This window comes from Nocardia sp. NPDC052254, assembly GCF_040679495.1.
GTDB lineage: Bacteria > Actinomycetota > Actinomycetes > Mycobacteriales > Mycobacteriaceae > Nocardia.
This window is the reverse complement of record NZ_JBFAUW010000004.1, coordinates 468243-492653: the sequence shown is the minus strand read 5'-3', so window position 1 is coordinate 492653 and position 24411 is coordinate 468243. Positions and strand designations below refer to the sequence as shown.

Genomic DNA, 24411 nt, shown 5'->3' with positions numbered 1-24411 from the left:
TCCACGCAGGGCTTCACCATCAGGCCCATCGAGTACGGCCTGATGGTGGTGGCCCGGAGGCGGTAGCGCAGCGTCACCACGCAGGGCTTCACCATCAGGCCCATCGAGTACGGCCTGATGGTGGTGGCCCGGAGGCGGTAGCGCAGCGTCACCACGCAGGGCTTCACCATCGAGCATGGTCCGATCGCGTATGCCGGTGTCGCATGACACCGGCATACGCGGGGGCATACGCCGAGTGGGCGACCACCGCCATTACGGTGGAGTCCATGGCTCTCGAAACTGCAGCGGCGGTGATCCCGCCGATCGCCAAGAAGGTGCCGTCCGAACGCACCCATCATGGCGACACCTTCGCCGATCCCTACGAGTGGCTGCGCGACAAGGACGATCCCGAGGTCATCGCCTATCTGGAGGCGGAGAACGCCTACACCGATGTCCAGACCGCACATCTGGCGCCGCTACGTGCGCGGATCTTCGACGAGATCAAATCGCGTACCCAGGAGACCGATCTGTCGGTCCCTTCGCGGCTGGGCGGCTACTGGTACTACTCCCGTAGTTTCGAGGGCAAACAGTACGGTGTCCACTGCCGCTGCCCGATCGCCGATCGCGACGACTGGACACCGCCGCAGCTCGATGTCGATACCGAGATCGCCGACGAGGAGATCCTGCTCGACAGCAATGTGCTCGCCGAGGGACACGAATTCTTCGCTCTGGGCGCGTATTCGATCAGCCACGACGGCACCCTGCTGGCATATTCCACCGACACCGTCGGTGACGAGCGCTACGTGCTGCGGTTCAAGGATCTGCGGTCCGGTGAACTGCTCGGCGACGAGGTCGCGGGCACCGCGCCCGGCGCGACCTGGTCGCTGGACGGCACCCACGTCTTCTATCAGACCGTCGACGAATCTTGGCGGCCCGATACCGTGTGGCGGCATCGCCTGGGCACCGAGCCGTCCGGCGATGTGCGGGTCTTCCACGAACCCGACGAGCGGTACTGGGTCAGTGTCGGGGCCACCCGCTCCGAGAAGTATCTGATGATCTGGGTGGGTTCGAAGATCACCAGCGAGGGCTGGATTCTCGAATCCGATGATCCCGAGGGCGAGTTCCGGGTGCTGCTGCCGCGGCGCGAGGGGGTGGAGTACTCGGCCGAGCACGCGGTGATCGGCGGCCGCGACCGGCTGCTGGTCCTGCACAACGACGTGGTCGACGGTGTGAAGGCCGAGAACTTCGTTCTGGCCGAGGCGCCGGTGGACGATCCCGCCGCGATGACGATGCTCATCGGCCATCGCGACGATGTACGGCTCGAGGATGTCGACTGTTTCGCCGACCATCTGGTGCTGTCCTACCGGCGCGAGGCGCTACCGCGGGTCGCGGTGTGGCCGTTGACCTCCGACGGGTACGGCGAGTTGCGCGAGCTGGATTTCGGCCTGGAATTGTTCGCCGCCGGTGTGGGCTCGAATCCGGAATGGGCCCAGCCGACCCTGCGGCTGGGCGTGACCTCGTTCATCACGCCGATGCAGGTCTTCGACTACGTCCCGGCCACCGGCGAGATGATGCTGCGCAAACAACAGCAGGTGCTCGGCGGCTACGATCCGGACGACTATGTGCAGCACCGGGATTGGGCCGTCGCCGACGACGGTACCCGGATTCCGATCTCGGTGGTGCGACGGCGCGACAGCGAAGGTTCGGACCCGAAACCGTTGTTGCTCTACGGATACGGCTCCTACGAGGCCAGCATCGATCCGGGATTCTCGGTGTCGCGGCTGTCGCTGCTGGATCGCGGCATGGTGTTCGCCGTCGCGCACGTACGCGGCGGCGGTGAGATGGGCCGGCTCTGGTACGAGCACGGCAAGACGCTCACCAAGAAGAACACCTTCACCGATTTCGTTTCCTGCGCACGGCATCTCGTCGACACCGGGGTCACCCGCCCCGAGCTGATGGTGGCCGACGGCGGCAGCGCCGGCGGCCTCCTGATGGGTGCGGTGGCGAATCTCGCCCCCGAACTGTTCACCGGCATCCTCGCCAATGTGCCGTTCGTCGATCCGCTCACCTCGATCCTGGATCCCTCCCTTCCGCTGACGGTGATCGAATGGGACGAGTGGGGTAATCCGCTGGAGGACCCGCAGGTCTACGCCTATATGAAGGAATATTCGCCGTACGAGAACGTCGCGGCGAAGAAGTACCCGGCGATCCTCGCGATCACCAGCATCAACGACACCCGCGTGCTCTACGTCGAACCCGCGAAATGGGTCGCCGCGCTGCGGGCCACGAAGACCGGTGACTCCCAGTTGCTGCTGAAGACCGAGATGAGCGCCGGTCACGGTGGCGTCAGCGGCCGGTACGAGAAGTGGAAGGAAGTCGCCTTCGAATACGCCTGGGTGCTCGACACCCTGGGCCTCGGCGAGAACTGAAGCGGCCGTGCGGGTTCGGACCGCGGGGCCCGGCACGCTGATGCCGAGCCCCGCCGGTCCGGACGACCCACCACGGTCCCTCGATCACCCGGATCGTGCAGGTCATCGCGCCGAATCCGATACGGCCAGGCGCCGCTGATCCCGGCGGGCCCATCGGTCGTGCGGTTCGCCCACGCGCCGCCCTTGGCCCGCGTCGAGGCGGTGGCGCGCCTCCGCCATCGAAGCGCCGATCGATCGGTGCCTGCCCCACCAGTGGATGTGGCGCAGATATCCGCGGGAGCGGTAGGTGTTCATCACCGTGACGTGTTCCGGGCTCGCGGTGAACTCCTCGAGCGCGGCCGCATCCGCCCACAGCGACAACGAGTACGTGATTCGCCCCCACGGTTGATAGCTGGTCACGATCGCGAGCGCACCGTCGGTCCGCAGCACCTGTTTCTCCAGTCGCGCGGAAATCGTCGCTATCTCGATCAGATCGGAGCGGCGATGAGGACGGAACTCGTTGACGCTCAACAGCACTCGATCGGCCGCCCGGATGTCGGCAACCGGGTACCACGGTCGGTACAGGCGGAGTTCGGTGGCATCGAAGTCCGACTGCGCATGCGCCCGCAGTGTGGTCGTCGCCGACAGCCGAAACGCGTCCGCGGTCGCGTGGATGCGCTGGACACGGGTCCGTATCGCCGCGTCGGCACGAGCAGGCAGCATGGTCATCACTCATTTCCGAGGGTTCGACGCGTGGCCGTCGTGCTACTAGCGTTGCAGGTGTGTGCCCCGCGGGACTTCCGAAAACGTGCGGTGACCTACCGCGCCCGGTGGTGTGGCTCAGGCCGGATCACGCCGGCTATCTGGGCCCGAACATCCAGGTGCGGCAGCATGCGGCGGCGGTGGATGTTCTCAACGTGGGTGTCGATGGGCCACTGGTCTTCGAGTCCGCGGCAGTCGGCTCGGTGCGGTTGCGCAGTGTCTACGCGCCCGCCCGTGCGCCACACCGGGTCCTGGTTCCCGAGGGGAGGGTGCTGCTGCTGTTCCCGGATCCCGCCTGCCGTCCGGCCGTCGATCCGGCCGATGCCATGAGCGAGTCCCTCGGAGTCTTCGGCGCCGGTCATCGGGCCCAGGCCGCCATCGCCGCGGCCTGCCGCGATGGCGCGGTGCCCGAATCGATCGGGCGCTACGCCCGGGTGCGCACCGCCCCGGCCGCCGACCCGCGGATCGCACGGCTCGCCGAGAGCATCCGGCACGCACCCGACCGCGCTTACCGGGCCCCGGATGTCGCTGCCCTGCTCGGACTGTCGACCTCGCATTTCCTGCGGCTGTTCGCGCGCGCCACCGGCACCACATTCCGCAGATATCAGCAGTGGGCCCGCCTGCGCCGAGTCGTGCAGGGCCTCGCATCCGGCCACGACCTGACCCGTAGTGCCGTCGATTCCGGGTTCGCGTCACCGTCGCACTTCAGCGATACATTCCGGCACACGTTCGGGCTGTCGGTCACCGACCTGCTCCATGCCGGGGTCCGATTCGACGTTTCGGATGTGAATCCGCGATCCGAGTGATCGGCCTAGGCCAGACCGCAGCGCGAGATGCTGTCCAGCAGATATTGCCGGTCGCGCTCCCGGGCCGCCGCGTCTCCGCGATAGGCGTTGTGCTCGTCCATGATTCGCGTGAACGTGTCGGCCAGCTCGTCCGGATTCGCGCCGGGATTCGATTGATGCACCTTGTCCACGAATTCCTTGGTGGTGGCGCACTGTTCGTCCTGGGTGTAGATCGGCGGTGGATCACCCGGATCCGCCTGGGCCGGGCCGGATGCGGCGATCATCAGCGGTACCGCCAGGGCGGTCAGGATGGCTGCTCTCACCAGGCCGATCATATGCGGCCGGGAATTCGTCGGCGCGTCACTTCAGCTGCACGGGGGCGACACCTGCGCGGCTCAGAGTGTAGGCATGAGCGAGCTTGCGAGTGAATCATTGTCACAGCGCGCCGCGCGCATGCCGGAGCCGAGCGCCGGCGAGGTGTAGGTATGAGCGGCAACGACCGGGGGTTCGGGCAGCTGATCGTCTCGGTGTCGGGTATTCGCGACACCACGGTGGAGCGTGCGAGCGCTTTCGCCGCCGAAATGGACAGTCGCGGGGTACGCCTGTCGCTGCTGGTGGCGCCGCGGTTGAAGGGGAAATACCGGCTCGCGGAGGATGCGCACACCCAGCAATGGCTGCGCGAGCGCCGCGAGTGTGGGGACGCGATCGTGCTGCACGGCTACGACCAGGCCGCGACCAAACGCCGCCGTGCCGAATTCGCCACACTGCCCGGACACGAAGCGCGCCTTCGGCTCACGGCCGCCGACCGGGTGATGGAACAGATCGGCTTGCGCACCCGGCTGTTCGCCGCCCCGCGCTGGACGATCTCCGACGGCGCGCTCGCCGCCCTGCCCGATGTCGGTTTCCGGCTGGCTCTCGGGCTGACCGCGGTGCACGACCTGGAACGCGATGTGGCACAACGGTGTTGGGTGCACGGCGTCGGTGAGGGATTCCGCGCCGAGCCGTGGTGGTGTCATGCCCTGGTGATGAGCGCCGCCCGGATCGCCCGCCGCGGCGGCACCCTGCGTCTGGCGGTCTCGGCCGCCCAGCTCTCGCGCCCGGGCCCGCATCAGGCCATGCTCGACGCGGTCGACCTCGCGTTGTTCCACGAGGCGGTTCCGGAGGTGTACCGCTGGCACCCGTTCACCCTGCCGCGCGCGGCGTGATCGGCTCCGCCGCGCGCGGTCTGATCGCCCCTGGCGCGCGCGGCCTGATCGCTACTTCCGCAGATCGCGGGCGTGTGCGATCGATTCGTCCGAGACGACCGCGGTGGCGCTGTGGGTGAAGCCGCCCGCGTCCTCGCGGGTGAGCGGCACCGACACCGGATGCTTGCGCAATTGATCGATGCAGCGTTCGATATCGGCGAGGAGCAGGTCGGCCATGTCGTGGGTGAAGCCGTGCCGGATCACCGCGCGCATGATCGTCTCGTCCTGCCGGTCGGCGGGCAGGGGATAGGCCGCGATCAACCAGCCGCGGGAGCGCAGGCGTTCGGCCAGGTCGTAGAGGTTGAATCCGGGGTCTTCGCGCAGCCGCCAGCACACCGCGCTGATGCCGCGCTCGGGTGAACTGTCGTGGATCATGTCGAACAGCCCGGTTTTCCGCAGTCCGTGGGCGAGATGTTCCCCGACCCGGTAGATGGCCTGCTGCAGCCGGGCGTATCCCTCGTGGCCCAGCCGGATGAACTCGTAGTACTGGGTGATCGCCTGTCCGCCCGGCCGGGAGAAGTTGAGGTTGAAGGTCGGCATGTTGCCGCCCAGGTAGTCGACGTCGAAGATCAGTTCCTGGGGCAGATCGCCGACATCGCGCCAGACCGCCCATCCCGCGCCCAGCGGCGCCAGACCGGTCTTGTGCCCGGAGGCGTTGATCGACTTCACCCGCGGTAACCGGAAGTCCCACACCAGATCCGGCGCGGTGAACGGGGCCAGGAATCCGCCGCTGGCGGCATCGACGTGCAGGGGAATGTCGTTCCCGGTGCGGGACTGGAATTCGTCGAGTGCCGAACTGATCGCGGCGATGTCCTCGAACAGTCCGGTGAAGGTCTGTCCCATCGTCGCCACCACCATGATGGTGTTCGAATCGCAATGGGCCGCAATATCGTCCGGATGCAGGGTGTAGCGGTCACCGCGCAGCCGCACCTGGCGGATCTCCACATCGAAGTAGCGCGCGAACTTCTCCCAGCAGACCTGAACGGGCCCGCAGACGAAGTTGGGGACACCCTGTCCGCCGGCCTTGCGCCAGCGGGTCTTGGCCGCCAGCCCGCCGAGCATGGCCGCCTCACTGGACCCGATGGTGGAGGTGCCGTGCGCGTTTTCGGGGTGCGGTGCGTGCCAGAGATCTGCGACCATCCGCACACAACGCCGCTCCACCTCGGCCGTCTGCGGGTATTCGTCCTTGTCGACGATGTTCTTGGCCACGCTCTGTGCCATCAGCAGTTCGGCGTACGGGTCGATCCACGTGGTGCAGAAGGTCGCCAGGTTCATCCGGGAAACCCCGTCGAGCATGAGTTCGTCGTGCACGATCTGATACGCCTCCTGCGGCATCATCTCGTGGTGCGGGAAGGTCTTCTTGGGGGCGCCGCGATCCAGACCGGGCATCGCGAACAGGTCGTCGGATTCCGATGATTTCGATGATGCAGCCATCTCGTCCTCTCCGATGGGTCGGATCGCCTGGAGCGCTGTCGCCATCCATCATGCTCCGCGCCGGTCGCTCGAGGTTGCGGATCGTTAACGAACGCACGGAAGAACGGGTCGATCTTCGGTCATATCGCCTATTGAGGTGGCAGAGTATCGCCTGCGGCGATGTTGCTGTGATCGTTTGCTCTACCGGTGATGTTCGAGTCGTCAGGACTGTGCGACTGGAGGAGTGATGACGGATACGGTGGCGACCGCCGCGAAGAAGCCCATGGTCACCAAGTACATATCGTGGGTGACGCTGGCCCTGATGACGACCAGTTCGGTGGCCAGCCTGCGGTCCGCGCCGACGATGGCGGTCTACGGGCTGGCTTGTGTATTCCTCTACATCGTCCCGGCCCTGCTGTTCCTGTTGCCGACGGCCTTCGTCTCGGCGGAGCTGGCGTCCGGCTGGGAGGGCGGGGTTTACAAGTGGGTCGGTGAGGGGCTGTCCAAGCAGCTGGGTTTCCTGGCCGTGTGGTGCCAGTTCGCGATGACGATCTTCTACTACCCGAGTCTGCTGGCCTACGTCGCCAGCACATTCGCCTACATCATCGACCCGTCGCTCGCGTCGAACGGCCTCTACGTGGCGATCGTCATCATCGTCATCTACTGGGCGGGTGTGTTCGTCTCCGCGCAGGGCACGAAAACCGTTGCGGGCCTGTCGAGTATGGGACTTGTCATCGGAACGCTGATACCCGGCGTCCTTCTGGTGGTGCTGGGCGTCGTGTTTCTCGCACAGGGCAATTCGTCGGCGGCACCCATGGACGCCGGTCATCTGCTACCGCAGTGGACGGGGGTGGCGAGTCTGGTGCTGATCGTCAACAACTTCCTGTCCTACGCGGGGATGGAGATGAACGCGGTGCATGTGTCGTCCCTGCGCAATCCGGCCCGCGAGTATCCGCGTGCCATGGTGCTGGCGGTGGGACTCGTGCTCGCCATCTTCATCGTGCCCGCGGTCGTGATCAGCTGGGTGGTGCCCTCGGCGAGTCTGAGCCTCACCGCCGGGGTGATGCAGGCCTTCGACGGATTCTTCAATCATTTCGGAATCGGTTTCCTCACACCGGTTCTCGGCATCATGCTGGTCGCCGCGGCCCTGGGCGGCATGCTCACCTGGCTGGCCGGGCCGTCCAAGGGGCTGCTGCTCATCGGCCGGTCCGAGGGGTATCTCCCGCCGGTGCTGACCCGGGTGAACAAACATGGTGTCCAGCAGAACATGCTGGTCGCGCAGGGTGTGTTCACGACGTTGCTGGCGTTGCTGTACGCATTCATCCCGAACGTCTCCAGTGCTTATTGGATTCTGTCGGTGATCACCACGCAGGTCTATCTGATCATGTATGTCCTGCTGTTCGCCGCGGCCGTGCAGTTGCGTCGCAAGCAGCCGGATCATCCACGCGGATACCGCGCACCGTGGCTGATCGCGCTGTGCGGCTTGGGAAGCGCCGCGTCGGTGGCCGCGTTCCTGATCGGATTCGTCCCGCCCTCGCAGTACGGCAGTGGGGGAGCGTGGAGTTACATCCTGGTCGTCGGCCTGGGGATGGGCATCGTGGGCCTGTTGATTCCGTACCTGTTCCTGCGGATGCGGCGGCCGAACTGGAAGATCGAGGTACCGGCGGAGGCGCTGTCATGACCGGCCCGGTGATCACGCATCCCACCGAATCCGCTGAGCAGACCCGGAATCGGCGGGTGGTGAACGTGGTGGTGGCGGTGGTGCTGGTGGCGATGGCGATCGTCGGGCTGCTGGTGTTCGAGCAGAAGCGCGATGACGCGCGTGCCGCGGAACTCGCACACGAATTGCACGATCGCCTGGTCGAGGTCGGACTACCCGCGCCCGATCCGGATCGCATCGCCGACATCCTGGGTGACGACGGCGGCCTGATCTGCTCTGACCCGTCCTCTCCACTGGTCGCGGCCAGGTATCGGGATGCGATCGCCACCGGTGCGGCCGGCCCCGGCAGTCGTCCGGTGATCCTCGACCGGGACGTACTGGCCGCCACCGAGATAGCGGTCGACACCTACTGTCCCGACCACCTGCCCGCGTACCTCGATCAGGTCGCGAACCTGAAACTCGGAGATACCACCAAATGAGAGGTTCGGTGTGTGATGACCGATGACGCGCGGACCGCCGAACTGCGGGCGCAGGTACGCTCACTCATGCCGCGGGCGAAAGCCGATCTGGCCCAGCTGGTTTCGTATCGCTCGGTGGCCGATGCCCGGCAGTTCCCGCCGGCGGAATGTCATCGGGCCGCGCAGTGGGTGGCCGACGCCTTCGCCGAACTGGGCCTGTCCGATGCGGATCTCCACGAAACACCCGACGGCAGTGCGGCGGTCGTGGCCCGGTACCCGGCGCCCGCTGGTGCGCCCACCGTGCTGCTGTACTGCCACTACGACGTCCAGCCGCCGCTCGACGACGCCGCCTGGCGCACTCCGGTCTGGGAACTGACCGAACACGACGGCCGGTGGTACGGCCGTGGCGTCGCGGACTGCAAGGGCAACATCGTCACCCATCTGACGGCCCTGCGCGCGCTGCGAAATACGCTGGACGGCAACGGTTATCCGGTCGGAATCACCGTGGTGGCGGAGGGGTCGGAGGAGCAGGGGACCGGCGGACTGGAAGCCTTCGTTCCCGGGCACGCGGACCTGCTGCGTGCCGACGCGCTGGTGATCGCCGACTGCGGTAATTTCGCCGTCGGTGTGCCGACCTTCACCCAGACCCTGCGCGGCAATGTGAATGTGCTCGTCACGGTCGAAACACTCTCCGGCCCTGTACATTCCGGCATGTTCGGTGGTGCGGCGCCCGATGCCGTGGCGGCGCTGATCCACCTGCTGGCCACCCTGCGCGACGCGGATGGAAACACCACGGTCGCCGGTCTGCCGGCCGATCAGGTCTGGGACGGCGTGCAGTATCCGGCCGATCAGTTCCGTGCCGACGCCGGTGTGCTCGACGGTGTCGGACTGCTCGGCGGTGGGACCGTCTCGGACATGCTCTGGGCCCGGCCGGCGCTGACCGTACTCGGTATCGACGTTCCGCCGGTGGTCGGCTCGGCGGCCGCCATCCAGCCCAGCGCCCGCGCGCGGCTGAATCTGCGGATCCCGCCCGGAGCCGATCCGGACGCGGCGCTGAAAACCCTCACCGCGCATCTGGAATCGCAGGTGCCGTGGGGTGCGCGAGTGCACATCGAGACCGAGGGCACCGGCTCGCCGTTCCGCTCCGGGACCGGTGGTCCCGCGCGCCGCGCGATGGAGGATGCATTCGCCGCCGCCTACGGTCGTGCCGCGACCACTGAGGGCCAGGGCGGCTCCATTCCGCTGTGCAATGTCTTCGCCGACACCTTCCCGGACGCCGAGATCATGCTGATCGGTGTGGAGGAGCCGAAGTGCCTGATCCACGCCCCGAACGAGAGCGTGGATCCCGGCGAGATCGAGCACATGGCACTGACCGAGGCGTTGTTTCTCACCTCGTACACGCGATGAGTGGCCGATGAATCAGAATTGCGCCTGGTCCTCGGGCTCGATGAGCGCGAATTCGGTATCGGCCGGGCGCATTTCGGAGAGCCGGCCGAAATAGATGCCCTGGGCCTGCGGCTCGATGATGCCGTAGTGGATCGGGATGGCGGTACGCGGCGAGACCGCGCGCAGATAGTCCACCGCCTCGCTGAGCTTCATCCACGGCGCCGCCGCCGGAACGGCCAGCACGCCCACCCGCACCGGCGGCACCCACAGCGAATCGCCAGGATGGACGAACTGCGCCGGATCGTCGGGAGTGCCGAGCTGGAAGACCGTGTTGTCGATCACCGGCAGTTCCGGATGGATGACCGCGTGCCGGCCACCACCGCCGGTGATCTGCAGGTCGCCGATCGTCACGATATTTCCCGCGTGCACGGCCTCCCAGGATTCGCCGCGCAGCTGTGCGGTCTGTGGATCACTGAGCAGCCGGGCGCCGGGATTGGCGTCGATCAGTGCCTCGATCCGGTTCGGATCGATGTGGTCGGGATGCTGATGGGTGACCGCGATCGCGTCGAGTCCCGTGATGCCCTCGAATCCGTGCGAGAAATTGCCCGGATCGAACAGGATCTTCGCGCCGTTGACCTCGACGAGAACGCAGGAATGACCGAAGTGGGCGATGCGCATATGCCCACGCTAGCCGGTACCGGCCATCGGCACAGCCCGGCGCGGCGCCCGCGAGCAGCGCCGATTAAGCTGTGGCGGTAATCCCCCACCAGCTTGAGGAGCAACGCGTGGCACGAGTTGTCGTCGAGGTGATGCCGAAGGCCGAGATCCTGGATCCGCAGGGTCAGGCCATTGTCGGCGCGCTCGGACGCCTGGGTTTCCCAGGTGTGTCGGATGTGCGGCAGGGCAAGCGGTTCGAACTCGACATCGACGAAAGCGTCAGCGATGCCGAGCTCGAGAAGATCGCCGAGGGTCTGCTGGCCAACACGGTGATCGAGGACTGGAAAGTGGTGCGGCTGCCGTGAGCACTGCGCGAATCGGTGTCATCACCTTCCCGGGCACGCTCGACGATGTGGACGCGGCGCGGGCCGTCCGGTTGTCCGGCGCCGAGGCCGTGAGCCTGTGGCATGCCGACGCCGACCTCAAGGGTGTCGACGCGGTGATCGTGCCGGGCGGTTTCTCCTACGGCGACTATCTGCGGGCCGGTGCCATCGCACGGTTCGCACCGGCCATGGGCAAGGTGGTCGAGGCGGCCGGTAAGGGCATGCCGGTCCTGGGGATCTGCAACGGCTTCCAGGTGCTGTGCGAGGCCGGGCTGCTGCCGGGTGCGCTGACCCGTAACGAGGGCCTGCACTTCATCTGCCGCGATCAGTGGCTGCGGGTGGAGTCCACCGCGACCGCCTGGTCCTCGCGCTACGACGCCGACGCGCAGATTCTCATCCCGGTCAAGAACGCCGAGGGGCGCTACCAGGCCTCCGACGCCGTGCTCGACGAACTGGAGGGTGAGGGCCGGGTGGTGTTCCGCTACACGGGCGGCAACCCGAACGGTTCGCAGCGCGATATCGCGGGCATCGCCTCGGCGAACGGCCGCGTGGTCGGCCTGATGCCGCATCCCGAGCACGCCACCGAACCGCTCACCGGTCCGAGTGACGACGGTCTGGGAATGTTCCTGTCGGTGCTCGACAGCCTGGTCGCGGCCTGATCGCCGGTCGCGTCGAACATGGTGAAAACCATGAATTTCGCCGCTGTCGCCGCATTGCGGTAAGCGGGCCCCGGTCCGCTTCGAGCGGACTCTCGCAGAAGAAGAACATTCGGTACTCTTCTTCATAGCCGAGCGAAATGATGGGGCGTAACAAAATGTCGACCATGGTCAGTGGCGTCGCCACGCTGCACGGGGCGCTGCGAGCCGCCGAACGCGGTTGGCTACGACATCTGGATGCCGCGCTGTGCGCCCGGCAACTGACCGCCGACCAGTGGGCGATGTTGGCGAATCTGTCCGACAGCTCCGGCACCACCATGAGTGAGCTGGCCGTTCGCGCCCAGCTCGCACCGTCGTCGGCCACCCGGCATGCCGATGCTCTGGCCGAGCGCGGTCTGATCTTTCGGATCGCCGCCGAGGACGATCGGCGCCGCATTCTCATCGGCCTGACTCATCGCGGCAGAGACCTGGTCGATTCGGTGCGTGAGCAGGAAGCACTCGCAGAAGAGGAATTGCGGAAACGAATCGGCAGCCGCAATCACGCGGAATTGCTGCGATTGCTGGAGTTGATGAACGAGACGTCGGTGGACTGATCATTACGGAATAATCGGGGCAATTCCGGCGGCCGTTAGGATTGCGGTATGTCGGTCCCCACCACCGCGACGGCGTCCGGATTATGCGCCTTCGTCGATTCCTCTCCCTCTCCGTTCCACGTATGCCGCACGGTCGCAGCCGAATTGGCCGCACAAGGATTCACCGAGCTGTCCGAGGCGCGGCCCTGGACCACAGCGCAGGCGGCCGGACGTTACTTCGTGATCCGCGGCGGTTCGCTGGTGGCGTGGGTGAGCGCGGGCAAGGATCCGGCCAGGGCGTTCCGCGTGGTCGGCGCCCATACCGACAGTCCGAATCTGCGGGTCAAGCAGCATCCCGATCTGGCGACGGCGGGCTGGCAGCTGGTCGGTCTGGAACCGTACGGCGGGGCCTGGCTCAATTCCTGGCTGGACCGTGATCTGGGGATCTCCGGCCGGCTCACGATGCGCGCGGGCGACGGGCTCGGGGAGCGGCTGGTGCGAATCGACGATCCGCTGGTGCGGGTGCCGCAGCTGGCGATCCATCTGTCCGAGGACCGGCGCGGGGTCACCCTCGACCCGCAACGGCACGTGAACGGGATCTGGGGTCTGGGCGAGCGGCCGCGCTCGTTCATCACCTACATCGCCGAGTGGGCAGGTGTGCCGGTGGACGACGTCCTCGGCTGGGAGCTGATGACCCACGATCTGGAGCCGAGTCGGCTGGTCGGCCGGGATCAGGATCTGGTGAGCGCGCCGCGCCTGGACAATCAGGCCACCTGCTACGCGGGGCTGCGGGCCTTCCTGGCCGCCGCCGAATTCGACGGGAACACCACCCCGGTGCTGGCGATGTTCGATCACGAGGAGGTCGGCAGCCAGTCCGATCGCGGTGCTCAGTCGGATCTGCTACCCGCGATTCTGGAGCGGATCGTGCTGACCCGCGACGGCGGTCGCGCGGATTATCTTGCAGCCCTTGCGGGGTCGATCTGCGCCTCCGGTGACATGGCCCATGCCACCCATCCGAACTACCCCGAGCGGCACGAACCCGCGCATCGCATCGAGGTCGGCGGCGGCCCCGTACTGAAGGTCAATCAGAATCTGCGCTACGCCACCGATGCGGTGGGAGCCGGGGCCTTCGCACTCGCCTGCGCGCAGGCCGGTGTGCCACTGCAGCGGTATGTGCATCGGGCGGATCTGCCGTGCGGATCGACCATCGGCCCGATGACCGCTGCCCGCACCGGTATGCCGACCGTCGATGTCGGCGCACCGCAGCTGGCCATGCATTCCTCGCGCGAGCTGATGGGTGCGGCCGATGTGGGTTCCTACGCCGCGGCGCTCACGGCCTTCTTGACACCCGGCCGGTAGGCGATCGCCGCGATCACCAGGGCGGCGAAGGCCACCAGTACATAACTGCTGCCGATGATCTGCTCCCACCAGGACCAGCGCAGTTCCCGGTCGGCGTTGTGCGGGAGCAGCCATTGCGGGCCGACCATGAACATCACGGTGATCGCGGTGGTCAGGCCGATCCACAGCCGCCGGCGCAGTGCGCTGCCGCCGGTGGCAGGCATCCGGGCGATCAGATCACCGGCGACCAGTAGCGCCGGCGCGATCCAGACCCAGTGATGTGACCACGACACCGGGGAGACCAGCAGTACCGCCGCCGAATTGACCAGCAGCGCGGATACATTGTGGCCGCCCGCGAGCAGCCGCTTCATCCAGAGCGCGGCGAGGCCGATCGCGATCAGCGACAGCACGATCCAGATGATCGTGGCAGCCGAATCGGAGACTCCGAGCCGGAAGGCGAAACCCTTGAGCGACTGGTTTCCCGCGTATTGCGGCGGCCCGATCCGGCCGGTGTCGGCCAGGGTGTGGAACCAGTACTCGGTGGAATCGCTGGGGAACAGCAGGAAGCCCACCGCGACCGCACCGATGGCCGATCCGATCAGCGTCGCGCAGGCCCGCCAGTCCCGCCGCAGCAGGAAATACAGCAGATAGCCGCCCGGAATCAGTTTCACCGACACGGTGATGCCGATCAACATGCCGCGCGGCCAGAACGGTTTGCGGACCAGGGCGTCCAACGCGACCGCGACCATCAGGACCAGGTTGATCTGGCCGAAGTTGTAGGTCTGGCGCACGGGTTCGGACAGGCCGAGGATCGCGAGCGCTCCGAGCAGCAGGATCACCCGGGTGGCGCGATCCATGTTCGGCCGGATCCGAGTCAGCACCAGCCACATCGTGACGGCCAGTGCCGCCATGGAGGTGATCAGCACGAGCCATTCGGCCGGGATCAATGGCAGCAGCGCGAGCGGAGCGAAGAAGAGGGCGGCCAGCGGGGGATAGGTGAACGGCAGTCCGATGCCCTCGACCTTGGGCATGGGGCCGTAGAGATCGCCGCCGTCGAGCCAGGTGCGCGCACCGTTGCGGTAGACCTGCAGATCGATGAAGCCGCCCCAGGTGTGCGAAACCAGCGACACGATCGCCGAGACGACGAACAGTGCGATCGCGATCAGGAGCAGCCGACGTTGCCGGGTCGTCAGTGTCCCGGAGGACCGCTCGGCGGGGGCGGTCGCAGGCAATTCGTCCGGGTCCGCGACCCTGGATCGATCGTTCACCGGCTCAGCGTACCGGTGGGGAGGGTGCTGCCTGGTCGGGGTCGGTTCGGCCCGCATAGACTGTGCTGGTTTGCAGTCCAATGGGGCGCCCCCGTGGTTACGCTCCGCTGCCGCCTCCGGGCGCTGTCCCATTAGACTGGGCAGGACTTCCACCCGCGAGCATTTCGTCTCACACCAGCGCCGGAGATCGTTGCTGCACGTTTGCCCGGCCGAAAGGACCTTGGTACCCACCGTGACTGTCCACGTCGACACCGTCAGCGCCGCCGCAGCCACCCCGGATACCCCGCAGCCGTACAAGGAGCTGGGTCTCAAGGACGACGAATACGCCCGCATCCGCGACATTCTGGGCCGCCGGCCCACCGATGCCGAGCTCGCGATGTATTCGGTGATGTGGAGCGAGCACTGCTCCTACAAATCTTCGAAGGTGCATCTGCGCTACTTCGGCGAGACCACCACCGACGAGATGCGCTCCGCCATGCTGGCCGGTATCGGCGAGAACGCGGGCGTGGTGGACATCGGTGACGGCTGGGCGGTCACCTTCAAGGTCGAGAGCCACAACCACCCGTCCTATGTCGAGCCCTACCAGGGTGCGGCCACCGGTGTCGGCGGTATCGTGCGCGACATCATGGCGATGGGCGCGCGCCCGATCGCGGTGATGGATCAGTTGCGGTTCGGCGCGGCCGACCATCCCGACACCCGCCGCGTCGTCGACGGTGTGGTGCGCGGTGTCGGTGGTTACGGCAACTCCCTCGGCCTGCCGAATGTCGGCGGTGAGACCGTCTTCGACCCGTCCTACCAGGGCAATCCGCTGGTCAATGCGTTGTGCGCGGGTGTGATGCGGGTGGAGGATCTGCATCTGGCCTTCGCCTCGGGCACCGGCAACAAGATCGTGCTCTTCGGCGCGCGCACCGGCCTCGACGGCATCGGCGGCGTATCGGTCCTGGCTTCGGACACCTTCTCCGGAGATGAAGCGGATTCCGGGACGGATTCGATTCTCGAAGGCGCGAGCGCTTCTCGGAAGAAACTGCCGAGCGTGCAGGTTGGCGACCCGTTCGCCGAGAAGGTGCTCATCGAGTGCTGCCTCGATCTCTATCACGCCGGTCTGGTGGTCGGTATCCAGGATCTCGGCGGTGCCGGATTGTCCTGTGCCACGTCGGAACTGGCGGCGGCCGGTGACGGAGGAATGCGTATCGATCTGGACCGGGTGCCGCTGCGCGCGGCGAATATGACGCCCGCCGAGATCCTGTCCAGCGAATCCCAGGAGCGCATGTGCGCGGTGGTGACGCCGGACAATGTCGACGCGTTCATGGACGTCTGCCGGAAGTGGGATGTGCTGGCCACCGTGATCGGTGAGGTCACCGACGGTGAGCGCCTGGTGGTGAACTGGCGCGGTGAGACCGTGGTGGATGTGCCGCCGCGTACGGTCGCGCACGAGGGCCCGGTCTACGAGCGCCCGGTGCAGCGTCCGGAGGAGCAGGACGCGCTGGTCGCCGATACCACCGCCGGTCTCGATCGCCCGAAGTCCGGTGACGAACTGCGCGCGACCCTGCTGAAGCTGATCTCCAGCCCGCAGCTGTGCAGCCGCAAATGGATCGTCGAGCAGTACGACCGCTATGTGCGCGGCAACACCGTGCTGGCCGAGCATGCCGATGCCGGCGTCATCCGCATCGACGAGGCATCCGGCCGCGGTATCTCGCTGGCCACCGACGCCTCGGGCCGCTACACCAAACTCGACCCCTACGCCGGTGCGCAGCTGGCGCTCGCCGAGGCCTACCGCAACGTGGCGAGTACCGGCGCCAGTCCGAAGGCCGTCACCAACTGCCTGAACTTCGGCTCCCCCGAGGATCCGGGTGTGATGTGGCAGTTCCAGCAGGCCGTTCGCGGCCTCGCGGACGGCTGTGTGGCGCTGGGAATTCCGGTCACCGGCGGCAACGTCAGCTTCTACAACCAGACCGGGCAGACCGCGATCCTGCCGACCCCGGTCGTGGGCGTACTGGGCGTGATCGACGATGTCCATCGCCGCATTCCCACCGGTTTCGGCAGTGAGCCCGGTGAGACGCTGATCCTGCTCGGCGAGACCCGCGACGAGTTCGACGGTTCGATCTGGTCGCAGGTCGAACACGATCATCTCGGTGGTGTCCCGCCGCAGGTCGACTTCGCACGCGAGCAGCTGCTGGCCGAGGTGCTGACCGCCGGTTCGCGCGACGGAATGATCAGCGCCGCACACGATCTCAGCGAGGGTGGCCTGATTCAGGCGGTCGTGGAAGGGGCGCTGGCCGGTGAGACCGGTTGCCGCATCCTGCTTCCCGAGGGAGATGACGCTGCTGCCGATCCCTTCGTTCTGCTGTTCTCCGAATCGGCCGGCCGAGTGCTGGTCGCGGTGCCGCGTTCGGAGGAGACCCGCTTCACCAAGATGTGCACCGCTCGCGAATTGCCCTGGGTGCGTATCGGTGTGGTGGACCAGGGGTCGGATTCGGTCGAGGTGCAGGGCCAGTTCTCGGTCACCCTGGACGATCTGCGCGCCGCCCACGAGGGCACGTTGCCCGCACTGTTCGGCGCGAGCGCGAAGTAGGTCACGAGACCCGGAACGGATCGTGTTCGGCCATCAGCTTTTCGACGCGCGCCTCGTCGATTCGCTGATGGACCCGGGTCGATTCGAACTGGTCGCGGATCACCTTGGCGAGGGTGAACGCGCTGGACACCATGAACAGCGATGTCATCAGGAGGAATCCGCGCTGCCAGACATCCAGCGGCAGATAGATGATGCCGATCGTGGTGGCGACGAAACTGACCCCGAAGGCGATGGCGGCCTGGGCGAGGAAGGCGGGGCTGCTCTTGTGCTGGGTGGGAGTGCTCATACCGTCGAGTGTGCGGTGCCGGGGCCGGCGCGCACGCGCGTAGAACTACTCGAGTGGTCCGGGTAATTCCCGACCCGGCAGTTGTTTGCCTCACGTGCGGTGGTCCGGCGGATTCGAGGTGGCGACCGCCATACTTGACGGGTGCTCGATACCACCGAGACTCTCACATCGCTGCGCACGCGCGGCGATGTGGTGTACCGGCGAGGCCTGCGACTGCTGCGGCGTATCGAGGACGACATCATCGCCCTCAACTACGTGGGCCTGGTGAGCGCTACCGTCTTCTTCGCCTGGTCGGTGACACCGTCGCTGTTGCCGCGGGACTGGTTGTTCCAGGGTTTGATCAGTGGCCTCAACGCCGCGATCGGGTACGGCGTGGGCTGCCTGCTGGAGTGGGGTTTCCGCACACTCATCAGGCCGCGTCTGCGCTTTCGCACTCCGTCGCTGCGGGTTCGCTACGCGGTCAAGGTGACGATCCTCGTGATCTGTGTCCTCACCGCGATGTACATGCTGGTGCTGTCGGCCGATTGGCAACGCCAGATCTACGGTCTGATGGACATGGAGGGCACGACCCGCGCCGCCTATCTGCGCACGGGAGCCTTGAGCCTGGCCGTCGCCGCGCTGGTCGTCGCGATCTACCGGACGCTGCGCTGGATCGTCGGATTCTTCGCCCGGCTGCTGAGCCGATGGGTGCGGGTGCCTTCACAACTGGCCCCGAGTGTCGGCGCGATCGTGCTGGCCGTGGTGGCGGTTCTGTTGTTCAACGGTGTGCTGTCGGAAGCGCTGTTCAGCATCGCCAACTCCGCCTTCAGCGTGCGCAACGACAAGATGACGCCGTATGCGGTGCAGCCCACCGAACCCGAACGGTCCGGCAGCCCGCAATCATTGGCCGATTGGGACACCCTCGGTTCGGAGGGCCGGTGGTTCGTGTCGAACGGACCAGATGCCTTTCGGATCGGCGCCGTCACGGGAAAGCCCGCACGCGAACCGATCCGGGTCTACGTGGGACTGGGTTCGGCACACGACGACCAGAGCCAGGAAGAGCTGGCCGTCGCCGAACTCGAGCGCACCCATGCCTTCGATCGCAAGGTGCTGGCGATCGTCACGACCACCGGAACCGGCTGGGTGAATTCGACGACCGCGGGCGCGCTCGAGTACATGTACGGCGGCGATACCGCCATCGTGGCCTCGCAGTACTCGTATCTGCCCAGCGTGCTGTCCTTCCTGGCGGACCGCGAGAAGGTCGCGGCGGCGGGGAAGAAGATGTTCGACGCCGTCTACGCCGAGTGGTCGCGGCGGCCGCCGCAGTCGCGGCCGAAACTGCTGGTGTACGGGGAGAGCCTGGGATCGCAGGGGTCGGAATCGGCCTTCGGCGGCCTGGCCGATCTGCGCACGAAGGTCGATGGAGCCCTGTGGGTCGGGCCGCCGAATACGAATCGGCTCTGGAAGCAGTTCGTCCAGCGCCGCGATCCCGGCACCCGCGAGGTCGAGCCGATCTACGCCGATGGCCTCGTGGTCCGATTCGCTTCCGGCGAACCGGATTTGACCAAGCCCTCGCCGGAATGGCGGCAGCCGCGCATCGCCTACCTGCAACACCCGTCCGACCCCATCGTGTGGTGGTCGCCGGATCTGATCTTCTCCCAGCCGGATTGGCTGTCCGAGCGCCGCGGTTCGGATGTGTCGACGCAGATGAGATGGTGGCCACTGGTCACCTTCTGGCAGGTGGCCGCGGATCTCACCAATGCCCAGGGGGTCAGCGACGGCCACGGCCACAACTACGGGACCCTGGTCCTCGACGGGTGGGCGGCGGTACTGCCCCCACCGGGCTGGAATGCCGAACTGCAGGAGAAGATCCGGACCCAGCTGGAATTGTCGGAAGCGTACGAGCGTGCGGTGAAGTAGATGGGCTGGGTTCTCGGCCTCCGCGTCGCTACGGCTGGTTTTCGGCCCTTCGGGCCTCGATTTTTCACTCCTCCGGTCAGTCGCTGCAAAATCGAGGCGGGCCGAAAACGCCCAGGTACAGGGTCTCGAAAGGAAGGCGAGGTGTGGTGAGTTCGTCGTGTGTGTCCCATGGTGTGCGTGCCGTGAGTGCGACGGCCGCAGCACTGACGTGGAGCAATGTGGTGTTGCCGCGCAGCGGGTTGGGCGTGCGGGGGCGGACTGTTGCGAATGCGGCGTTCGCCACCGGGTATGCCGCGATATTCGGCGGCCACCCGAAATGGGTGTCCGCGCGTGGATGGCGTTGGGGCGGAGCGGCCGCCGGTGCGATCGCCGTGGGGTACGCCGCGGCGGTGGCGATCCCGCCCATTCGGAAGCGGCTGGCCGCTGTCACCGGTCGGGAACCGGAAGTCGATGTGGCGGAATGGGTGACGATCCACATCCCGCTGGGCACGGTGTACAGCGAGGAGACGATCTTCCGCGGCACTCTCGATCCGCTGCTGGACGAGGCGGCCGGTCCACTGGGGAGGTGCTGCGGTGCACTGATTTTCGGGCTGTGGCACATCCATCCCGCTCGCGCCGCGGGTGACAACGTCGCGGCCACCGTCGCCGCGACCACGGCCGGCGGCCTGATCTTCTCCTGGTTGCGCCGTCGGACGGACAGTGCCACCGCCGCTGCCCTCGCGCACCTGGCTCTGAACGCCGGCGGTGCACTCGCCCCCCGAGCGGCCGGCGCAATGAGCAACCGCCACCGGTAGCGCCCAGCAGCCGCCACCAGGCAGCCTGACCCGACTCCTGCCGTGGCCGGCGCCCCGAAATGCCGCGCCTACGTGGTTACGGCTGGTAGGTCAGCCTGGTGCCGGCCACCTTCGAGGTCGGCCTTCGACAATGGCGGACCCACTTGGTTGTGGCCTGCGGGCCGGTCCGGCGTCGGATTTCGAGGTGAGCGTTTCGATGATGGCGCTCCACCCGGCGACGGCCCGCGAGTCAGCCTGTCCAGGTCACTTTCGAGATCGGCGTTCCCGAAATGGTATTCCTGGATGGGTTTCGGCCCGCCTCGATTTTGCAGCGACCGGAGGAGTGAAAAATCGAGGCACAAGGGGCCGAAACCCCGCCGGAGCGAAGCGAAGGCAGACGAACCAGCGGAGGCAGAAGATATGGCACGACACTCGGTCGACCCCGCGCAGGTGCGCGCGGCGGTGACGGCGCTCGGGGAGTGGCTTCAGGACGAAACGCGGCCGCGGCCCGAGCGTGCCGAGCTGGCCGCGGCCGTGCGCGGCACCGCGCGATCCCTGGCCGCCGCGGCGCCCGGCGCCTCGGTGGAAGTCCGGGTGCCACCGTTCGTGGCGGTGCAGTGTATCGAGGGCCCGCGGCACACCCGGGGTACCCCGCCGAATGTGGTCGAGACCGATCCGCGCACCTGGTTGTTGCTGGCGACGGGGCTGCTGGACTTCGAGTCCGCGGTGGAGTCCGGCGCGCTGACCGCGTCGGGTATCCGTGCGAGCGAGCTGGCCCGCTGGCTTCCGCTCGTGCCGCTGTGACCCGGGCCTAGTCGGCCGTGATCGGCTCGGTGGTTCGATTGATCGGTTTGCGCTCCAGGCCTTTTCGATCGTAGAAGCGCGTCACCACCAAGCCCAGCACCAGTCCCACGACCAGTCCCAGCACCGTCATCCAGAATCCGCGCGTGAACCCGGCGGGCCCACTCCCGTCGAAATACAGCAGCGACCGCACTGCCAGGAACACCTGGTGCATGGGTTCGAAGGTGGCCAGCCAGCCCAGATATTTCGGTGTTGCCTCGATCGGTACCGTGCCGCCGGACGACGGCAGGCCCAGCACGATGAACAGGATCATGTTCACGAGCAGACCGGCCGAACCGATGGCCGCCAGAATCGAGATCCCGGTGATGCCGACCGCGATGATGGCCAGCACCCCATAGAGATACAGCCCCAGCGGATTGTCCAGTGGCATTCCCAGCGCGGCGCCGATCCCGACGAAGATCCCGGACACCACGAGCGCGGCGACGGCCATGACGCCCCATTTGATCAGCAACGTCCGGGTTCGCGATACCGGCGTCGCGGGGTAGTGCACGTACCAGGGCCCGTACTCGGTGGGGATGAAGCCGAGTCTCGAATCGATGAGGGTGTGCACGATCATCGCGCCGACCATGCCGGCCAGCAGCAGCAACAGCGAATAGAAGAAGGCGGTCAGCCCCTCACCCGAGCCGCCGGGCAGCGGGTGGAATTCCTGCACCACGATCTGCAGCGGTTGCTGCAGTGCGAGCCGGGTGGCGCCGGTCAGTTCCGGCGCGGGCGGTCCGCCCGGTTGTGGCGCCAACTGGGCCTGCACCTGTTCGATGAGCTGTTTACCGACCTGCTGGTTGATCTGCGGCAGCGCCTGATTGCCGAACCGGACCACGATCTGGGTGGCGAAGGCGCCGGTGCGCGGATTGGTCTGCAACGTGATGATGGGCTGCTCGATATCGCCCGGGATCACGCTGCCGACACCGAGGATTCCCAGTCGCTTGCTGAAATCGCTGGGAATGATGACTGTGCCGTACACCTCGGCGTTCTGCATCTGCTGCTGGGCCTCCGGGAGGCCGAGGACACGCAGATCGATCTCGTCGGAGGGGACGGCCGAACGCAGCCCGGCGGCGACCTGATCGCCGAAGTTCACCCGCTGCTCGTGACCGGGTGTGCCCAAAGTCTCACCGACGTCCTGATTGACCAGCGCAATCGGGAAATCGTGCAGATTTCGCTCCGGATCGACGACGTAGTCGAGATACAGCAACCCCAATAACGCGGCCACCAACGAGACGACCGCGACCGGGAACAACCAGCGAAACGGCGTCAGCCGCCGGGTATTTCGACTCTCGGGTGCGATGTCGTTGGTCGCCACGGTGGCACCGTAGCAGCAAACAGCCCGTCAACCGTCCGATCCGGACGTGGGTTTCGGTCGGATGACCCGTAGACTGTTGTTTGCCCCCCGCCCGACTAACAGGGAGCAAACGGTGACCAACGCCGATCTGTCTGTTTCGAATACCGCCCCGGTCGACGAGCCGGAAAACGAGCCCCGCGAGGAGTGTGGCGTCTTCGGCGTCTGGGCTCCGGGCGAGGATGTGGCAAAGCTCACGTACTACGGCCTCTACGCATTGCAGCACCGCGGGCAGGAGGCGGCCGGTATCGCGGTCGCCGACGGTTCACAGGTGCTGGTGTTCAAGGATCTGGGCCTGGTCTCGCAGGTGTTCGACGAGCAGACCCTGGCGGCCATGCCGGGGCATATTGCCATCGGTCACTGCCGCTACTCGACCACCGGCTCCACCATCTGGGAGAACGCGCAGCCGATCTTCCGCACCACCGCCGTGGGGACCGGACTTGCGCTGGGACACAACGGAAATCTGGTCAACACCGCCGAGCTGGCGGAGCGCGCGCGAGAGTCGGGCCTGATCAACGGCCGATTGCCGGGCACCTCCATCACCGCCACCTCGGATTCGGACGTGATGACCGCGCTGCTGGCACACGCCGCGGCCGACAAGAGCATCGAGCAGGCGGCGATGGAGTTGCTGCCCACCCTGCGCGGCGCCTTCTGCCTGACGTTCATGGACGAGCACACCCTCTACGCCGCCCGCGACCCGCAGGGTGTGCGGCCGCTGTGCCTGGGCCGCCTCGACCGTGGCTGGGTGGTGGCCAGTGAAACCGCCGCCCTCGATATCGTCGGCGCCTCCTTCGTGCGCGAGATCGAACCGGGCGAACTGCTGGCGATCGACGCCGACGGTGTGCGCTCGTTGCGCTTCGCCAACCCGGAACCCAAGGGCTGCGTCTTCGAGTACGTCTATCTGGCCCGCCCCGATTCGGCGATCTCCGGCCGTTCGGTGCACGCCACCCGGGTGGAGATCGGCCGCCGGCTGGCCGCCGAACATCCGGTCGAGGCGGACCTGGTGATTCCGGTTCCGGAATCCGGCACTCCCGCCGCGGTCGGATACGCCCAGGGCTCGGGTATGCCCTACGGCCAGGGCCTGATGAAGAACGCCTACGTCGGCCGCACCTTCATCCAGCCCAGCCAGACCATTCGCCAGCTCGGTATCCGGCTCAAACTCAATCCGCTGCGCGAGGTCATCCGCGGTAAGCGGCTCATCGTCGTCGACGACTCGATCGTGCGCGGCAATACCCAGCGCGCGCTGATCCGGATGCTGCGGGAGGCCGGGGCGCTGGAGATCCACGTGCGCATCGCCTCGCCGCCGGTGAAGTGGCCGTGCTTCTACGGCATCGATTTCGCGTCGCCCGCGGAGCTGATCGCCAACGGCGCGGGACCGGAACTGCCGGAGGGCACGGACTCGGAGGCGGCGATGGTCGAGAATGTGCGCCGGTCCATCGGCGCCGACAGTCTCGGCTACATCTCCCTCGACGGAATGGTCGCGGCCACCGAACAGCCACGTACCCGGCTGTGCTGCGCCTGCTTCGACGGCAAGTATCCGATCCCGCTGCCCACCGAGGCCTCGGTGGGCAAGAACGTACTCGAGGGTCTGCTGAGTGGTAAGCCGGAGGCGGAGTTGCTGAGCGACAACGCGAATGCGAGTGCGCTGAGCCGTCCGTGAGTGCCGGCGCGGCCGGATATGTACCGCGGCGGCGGTCGGACGTGATTGCCGTGCGGTG

Annotated in this window: 22 protein-coding genes; 15 read left to right on the top strand and 7 right to left on the bottom strand. The window is 66.8% G+C overall.

Annotation, left to right across the window (positions count from 1 at the left end):
* Positions 1–266 precede the first annotated feature (266 nt).
* Positions 267–2408, top strand: a complete 2142-nt coding sequence (locus AB0L57_RS14305) for a S9 family peptidase (protein ID WP_364961333.1) — start codon at positions 267–269, stop codon at positions 2406–2408.
* 102 nt (positions 2409–2510) lie between these two features.
* On the opposite strand, the gene AB0L57_RS14300 is transcribed toward AB0L57_RS14305, so the two are convergent.
* Positions 2511–3116, bottom strand: a complete 606-nt coding sequence (locus tag AB0L57_RS14300) for a hypothetical protein (protein ID WP_364961331.1) — start codon at positions 3114–3116, stop codon at positions 2511–2513.
* Positions 3117–3217: 101 nt separating this feature from the next.
* Between AB0L57_RS14300 and AB0L57_RS14295 the strand changes: the two genes are divergently transcribed.
* Complete coding sequence (locus tag AB0L57_RS14295) at positions 3218–3955, top strand: AraC family transcriptional regulator (protein WP_364961329.1); 738 nt, start codon at positions 3218–3220, stop codon at positions 3953–3955.
* 5 nt (positions 3956–3960) lie between these two features.
* On the opposite strand, the gene AB0L57_RS14290 is transcribed toward AB0L57_RS14295, so the two are convergent.
* Positions 3961–4257, bottom strand: coding sequence for a hypothetical protein (locus tag AB0L57_RS14290; RefSeq protein WP_364961327.1), 297 nt, complete (start codon positions 4255–4257; stop codon positions 3961–3963).
* Positions 4258–4419: 162 nt separating this feature from the next.
* On the opposite strand from AB0L57_RS14290, the gene AB0L57_RS14285 reads away from it, so the two are divergent.
* A complete protein-coding gene (locus tag AB0L57_RS14285) occupies positions 4420–5139 on the top strand; it encodes a DUF2334 domain-containing protein (RefSeq protein ID WP_364961325.1) in 720 nt (239 codons plus the stop codon).
* A 51-nt stretch (positions 5140–5190) separates the two neighbouring features.
* Here AB0L57_RS14285 and AB0L57_RS14280 read toward each other — a convergent pair whose 3' ends face one another.
* Positions 5191–6612, bottom strand: coding sequence for a glutamate decarboxylase (locus tag AB0L57_RS14280; protein ID WP_364961323.1), 1422 nt, complete (start codon positions 6610–6612; stop codon positions 5191–5193).
* A gap of 226 nt (positions 6613–6838) precedes the next feature.
* Between AB0L57_RS14280 and AB0L57_RS14275 the strand changes: the two genes are divergently transcribed.
* Genes AB0L57_RS14275 through AB0L57_RS14265 form a run of 3 tightly spaced genes read left to right on the top strand, consistent with a single transcriptional unit; the run spans position 6839 to position 10116 of the window.
* Positions 6839–8272 (top strand): APC family permease, encoded by a 1434-nt coding sequence (locus AB0L57_RS14275; protein ID WP_364961321.1) that lies wholly within the window; start codon positions 6839–6841, stop codon positions 8270–8272.
* On the top strand, positions 8269–8730 hold the full coding sequence (locus AB0L57_RS14270) for a hypothetical protein (RefSeq protein WP_364961319.1): 462 nt from the start codon (positions 8269–8271) through the stop codon (positions 8728–8730). Before AB0L57_RS14275 ends, AB0L57_RS14270 begins: the two co-directional genes overlap by 4 nt.
* Before the next feature lie 15 nt (positions 8731–8745).
* Positions 8746–10116, top strand: coding sequence for a dipeptidase (locus AB0L57_RS14265; protein ID WP_364961317.1), 1371 nt, complete (start codon positions 8746–8748; stop codon positions 10114–10116).
* Positions 10117–10128: 12 nt separating this feature from the next.
* Here AB0L57_RS14265 and AB0L57_RS14260 read toward each other — a convergent pair whose 3' ends face one another.
* On the bottom strand, positions 10129–10773 hold the full coding sequence (locus AB0L57_RS14260; protein WP_364961315.1) for an MBL fold metallo-hydrolase: 645 nt from the start codon (positions 10771–10773) through the stop codon (positions 10129–10131).
* Between the two features lie 107 nt (positions 10774–10880).
* Here AB0L57_RS14260 and purS point away from each other — a divergent pair, with 107 nt between their 5' ends.
* The 4 genes from purS to AB0L57_RS14240 all read left to right on the top strand — a co-directional run bounded on the left by purS (position 10881) and on the right by AB0L57_RS14240 (position 13722).
* On the top strand, positions 10881–11117 hold the full coding sequence (purS, locus tag AB0L57_RS14255) for a phosphoribosylformylglycinamidine synthase subunit PurS (protein ID WP_227984589.1): 237 nt from the start codon (positions 10881–10883) through the stop codon (positions 11115–11117).
* Positions 11114–11794, top strand: a complete 681-nt coding sequence (gene purQ / locus AB0L57_RS14250) for a phosphoribosylformylglycinamidine synthase subunit PurQ (RefSeq protein WP_364961312.1) — start codon at positions 11114–11116, stop codon at positions 11792–11794. Before purS ends, purQ begins: the two co-directional genes overlap by 4 nt.
* A gap of 164 nt (positions 11795–11958) precedes the next feature.
* Positions 11959–12384, top strand: coding sequence for a MarR family transcriptional regulator (locus tag AB0L57_RS14245; RefSeq protein WP_364961310.1), 426 nt, complete (start codon positions 11959–11961; stop codon positions 12382–12384).
* A gap of 48 nt (positions 12385–12432) precedes the next feature.
* Entirely contained in the window at positions 12433–13722 is a 1290-nt protein-coding gene (locus AB0L57_RS14240; protein WP_364961308.1) for a M18 family aminopeptidase, read from the top strand.
* Here AB0L57_RS14240 and AB0L57_RS14235 read toward each other — a convergent pair.
* Complete coding sequence (locus AB0L57_RS14235) at positions 13680–14969, bottom strand: glycosyltransferase 87 family protein (protein ID WP_364961306.1); 1290 nt, start codon at positions 14967–14969, stop codon at positions 13680–13682. The genes AB0L57_RS14240 and AB0L57_RS14235 overlap by 43 nt on opposite strands.
* Positions 14970–15201: 232 nt before the next feature.
* Between AB0L57_RS14235 and purL the strand changes: the two genes are divergently transcribed.
* Positions 15202–17541 (top strand): phosphoribosylformylglycinamidine synthase subunit PurL, encoded by a 2340-nt coding sequence (gene purL / locus AB0L57_RS14230; RefSeq protein ID WP_364961304.1) that lies wholly within the window; start codon positions 15202–15204, stop codon positions 17539–17541.
* Between the two features lies 1 nt (position 17542).
* On the opposite strand, the gene AB0L57_RS14225 is transcribed toward purL, so the two are convergent.
* Positions 17543–17827 carry a YiaA/YiaB family inner membrane protein gene (locus tag AB0L57_RS14225; protein WP_364961302.1) on the bottom strand — a complete coding sequence of 95 codons (285 nt, stop codon included), beginning with the start codon at positions 17825–17827 and terminating at the stop codon, positions 17543–17545.
* Between the two features lie 141 nt (positions 17828–17968).
* Between AB0L57_RS14225 and AB0L57_RS14220 the strand changes: the two genes are divergently transcribed.
* From AB0L57_RS14220 to AB0L57_RS14210, 3 genes are all read left to right on the top strand, one after another.
* Entirely contained in the window at positions 17969–19726 is a 1758-nt protein-coding gene (locus tag AB0L57_RS14220; RefSeq protein ID WP_364961300.1) for an alpha/beta-hydrolase family protein, read from the top strand.
* Between the two features lie 182 nt (positions 19727–19908).
* A complete protein-coding gene (locus AB0L57_RS14215) occupies positions 19909–20520 on the top strand; it encodes a CPBP family intramembrane glutamic endopeptidase (RefSeq protein ID WP_364961298.1) in 612 nt (203 codons plus the stop codon).
* A gap of 399 nt (positions 20521–20919) precedes the next feature.
* The gene (locus tag AB0L57_RS14210; protein WP_364961296.1) at positions 20920–21303 is read left to right on the top strand and encodes a sterol carrier family protein; all 384 of its coding nucleotides are present in this window, start codon (positions 20920–20922) and stop codon (positions 21301–21303) included.
* Positions 21304–21310: 7 nt separating this feature from the next.
* Here the strand turns inward: AB0L57_RS14210 and AB0L57_RS14205 are convergent, their stop codons facing one another.
* Complete coding sequence (locus tag AB0L57_RS14205) at positions 21311–22657, bottom strand: ABC transporter permease (RefSeq protein ID WP_364961293.1); 1347 nt, start codon at positions 22655–22657, stop codon at positions 21311–21313.
* Between the two features lie 112 nt (positions 22658–22769).
* Here AB0L57_RS14205 and purF point away from each other — a divergent pair, with 112 nt between their 5' ends.
* Complete coding sequence (gene purF / locus AB0L57_RS14200) at positions 22770–24353, top strand: amidophosphoribosyltransferase (protein WP_364961292.1); 1584 nt, start codon at positions 22770–22772, stop codon at positions 24351–24353.
* Positions 24354–24411: the final 58 nt, after the last annotated feature.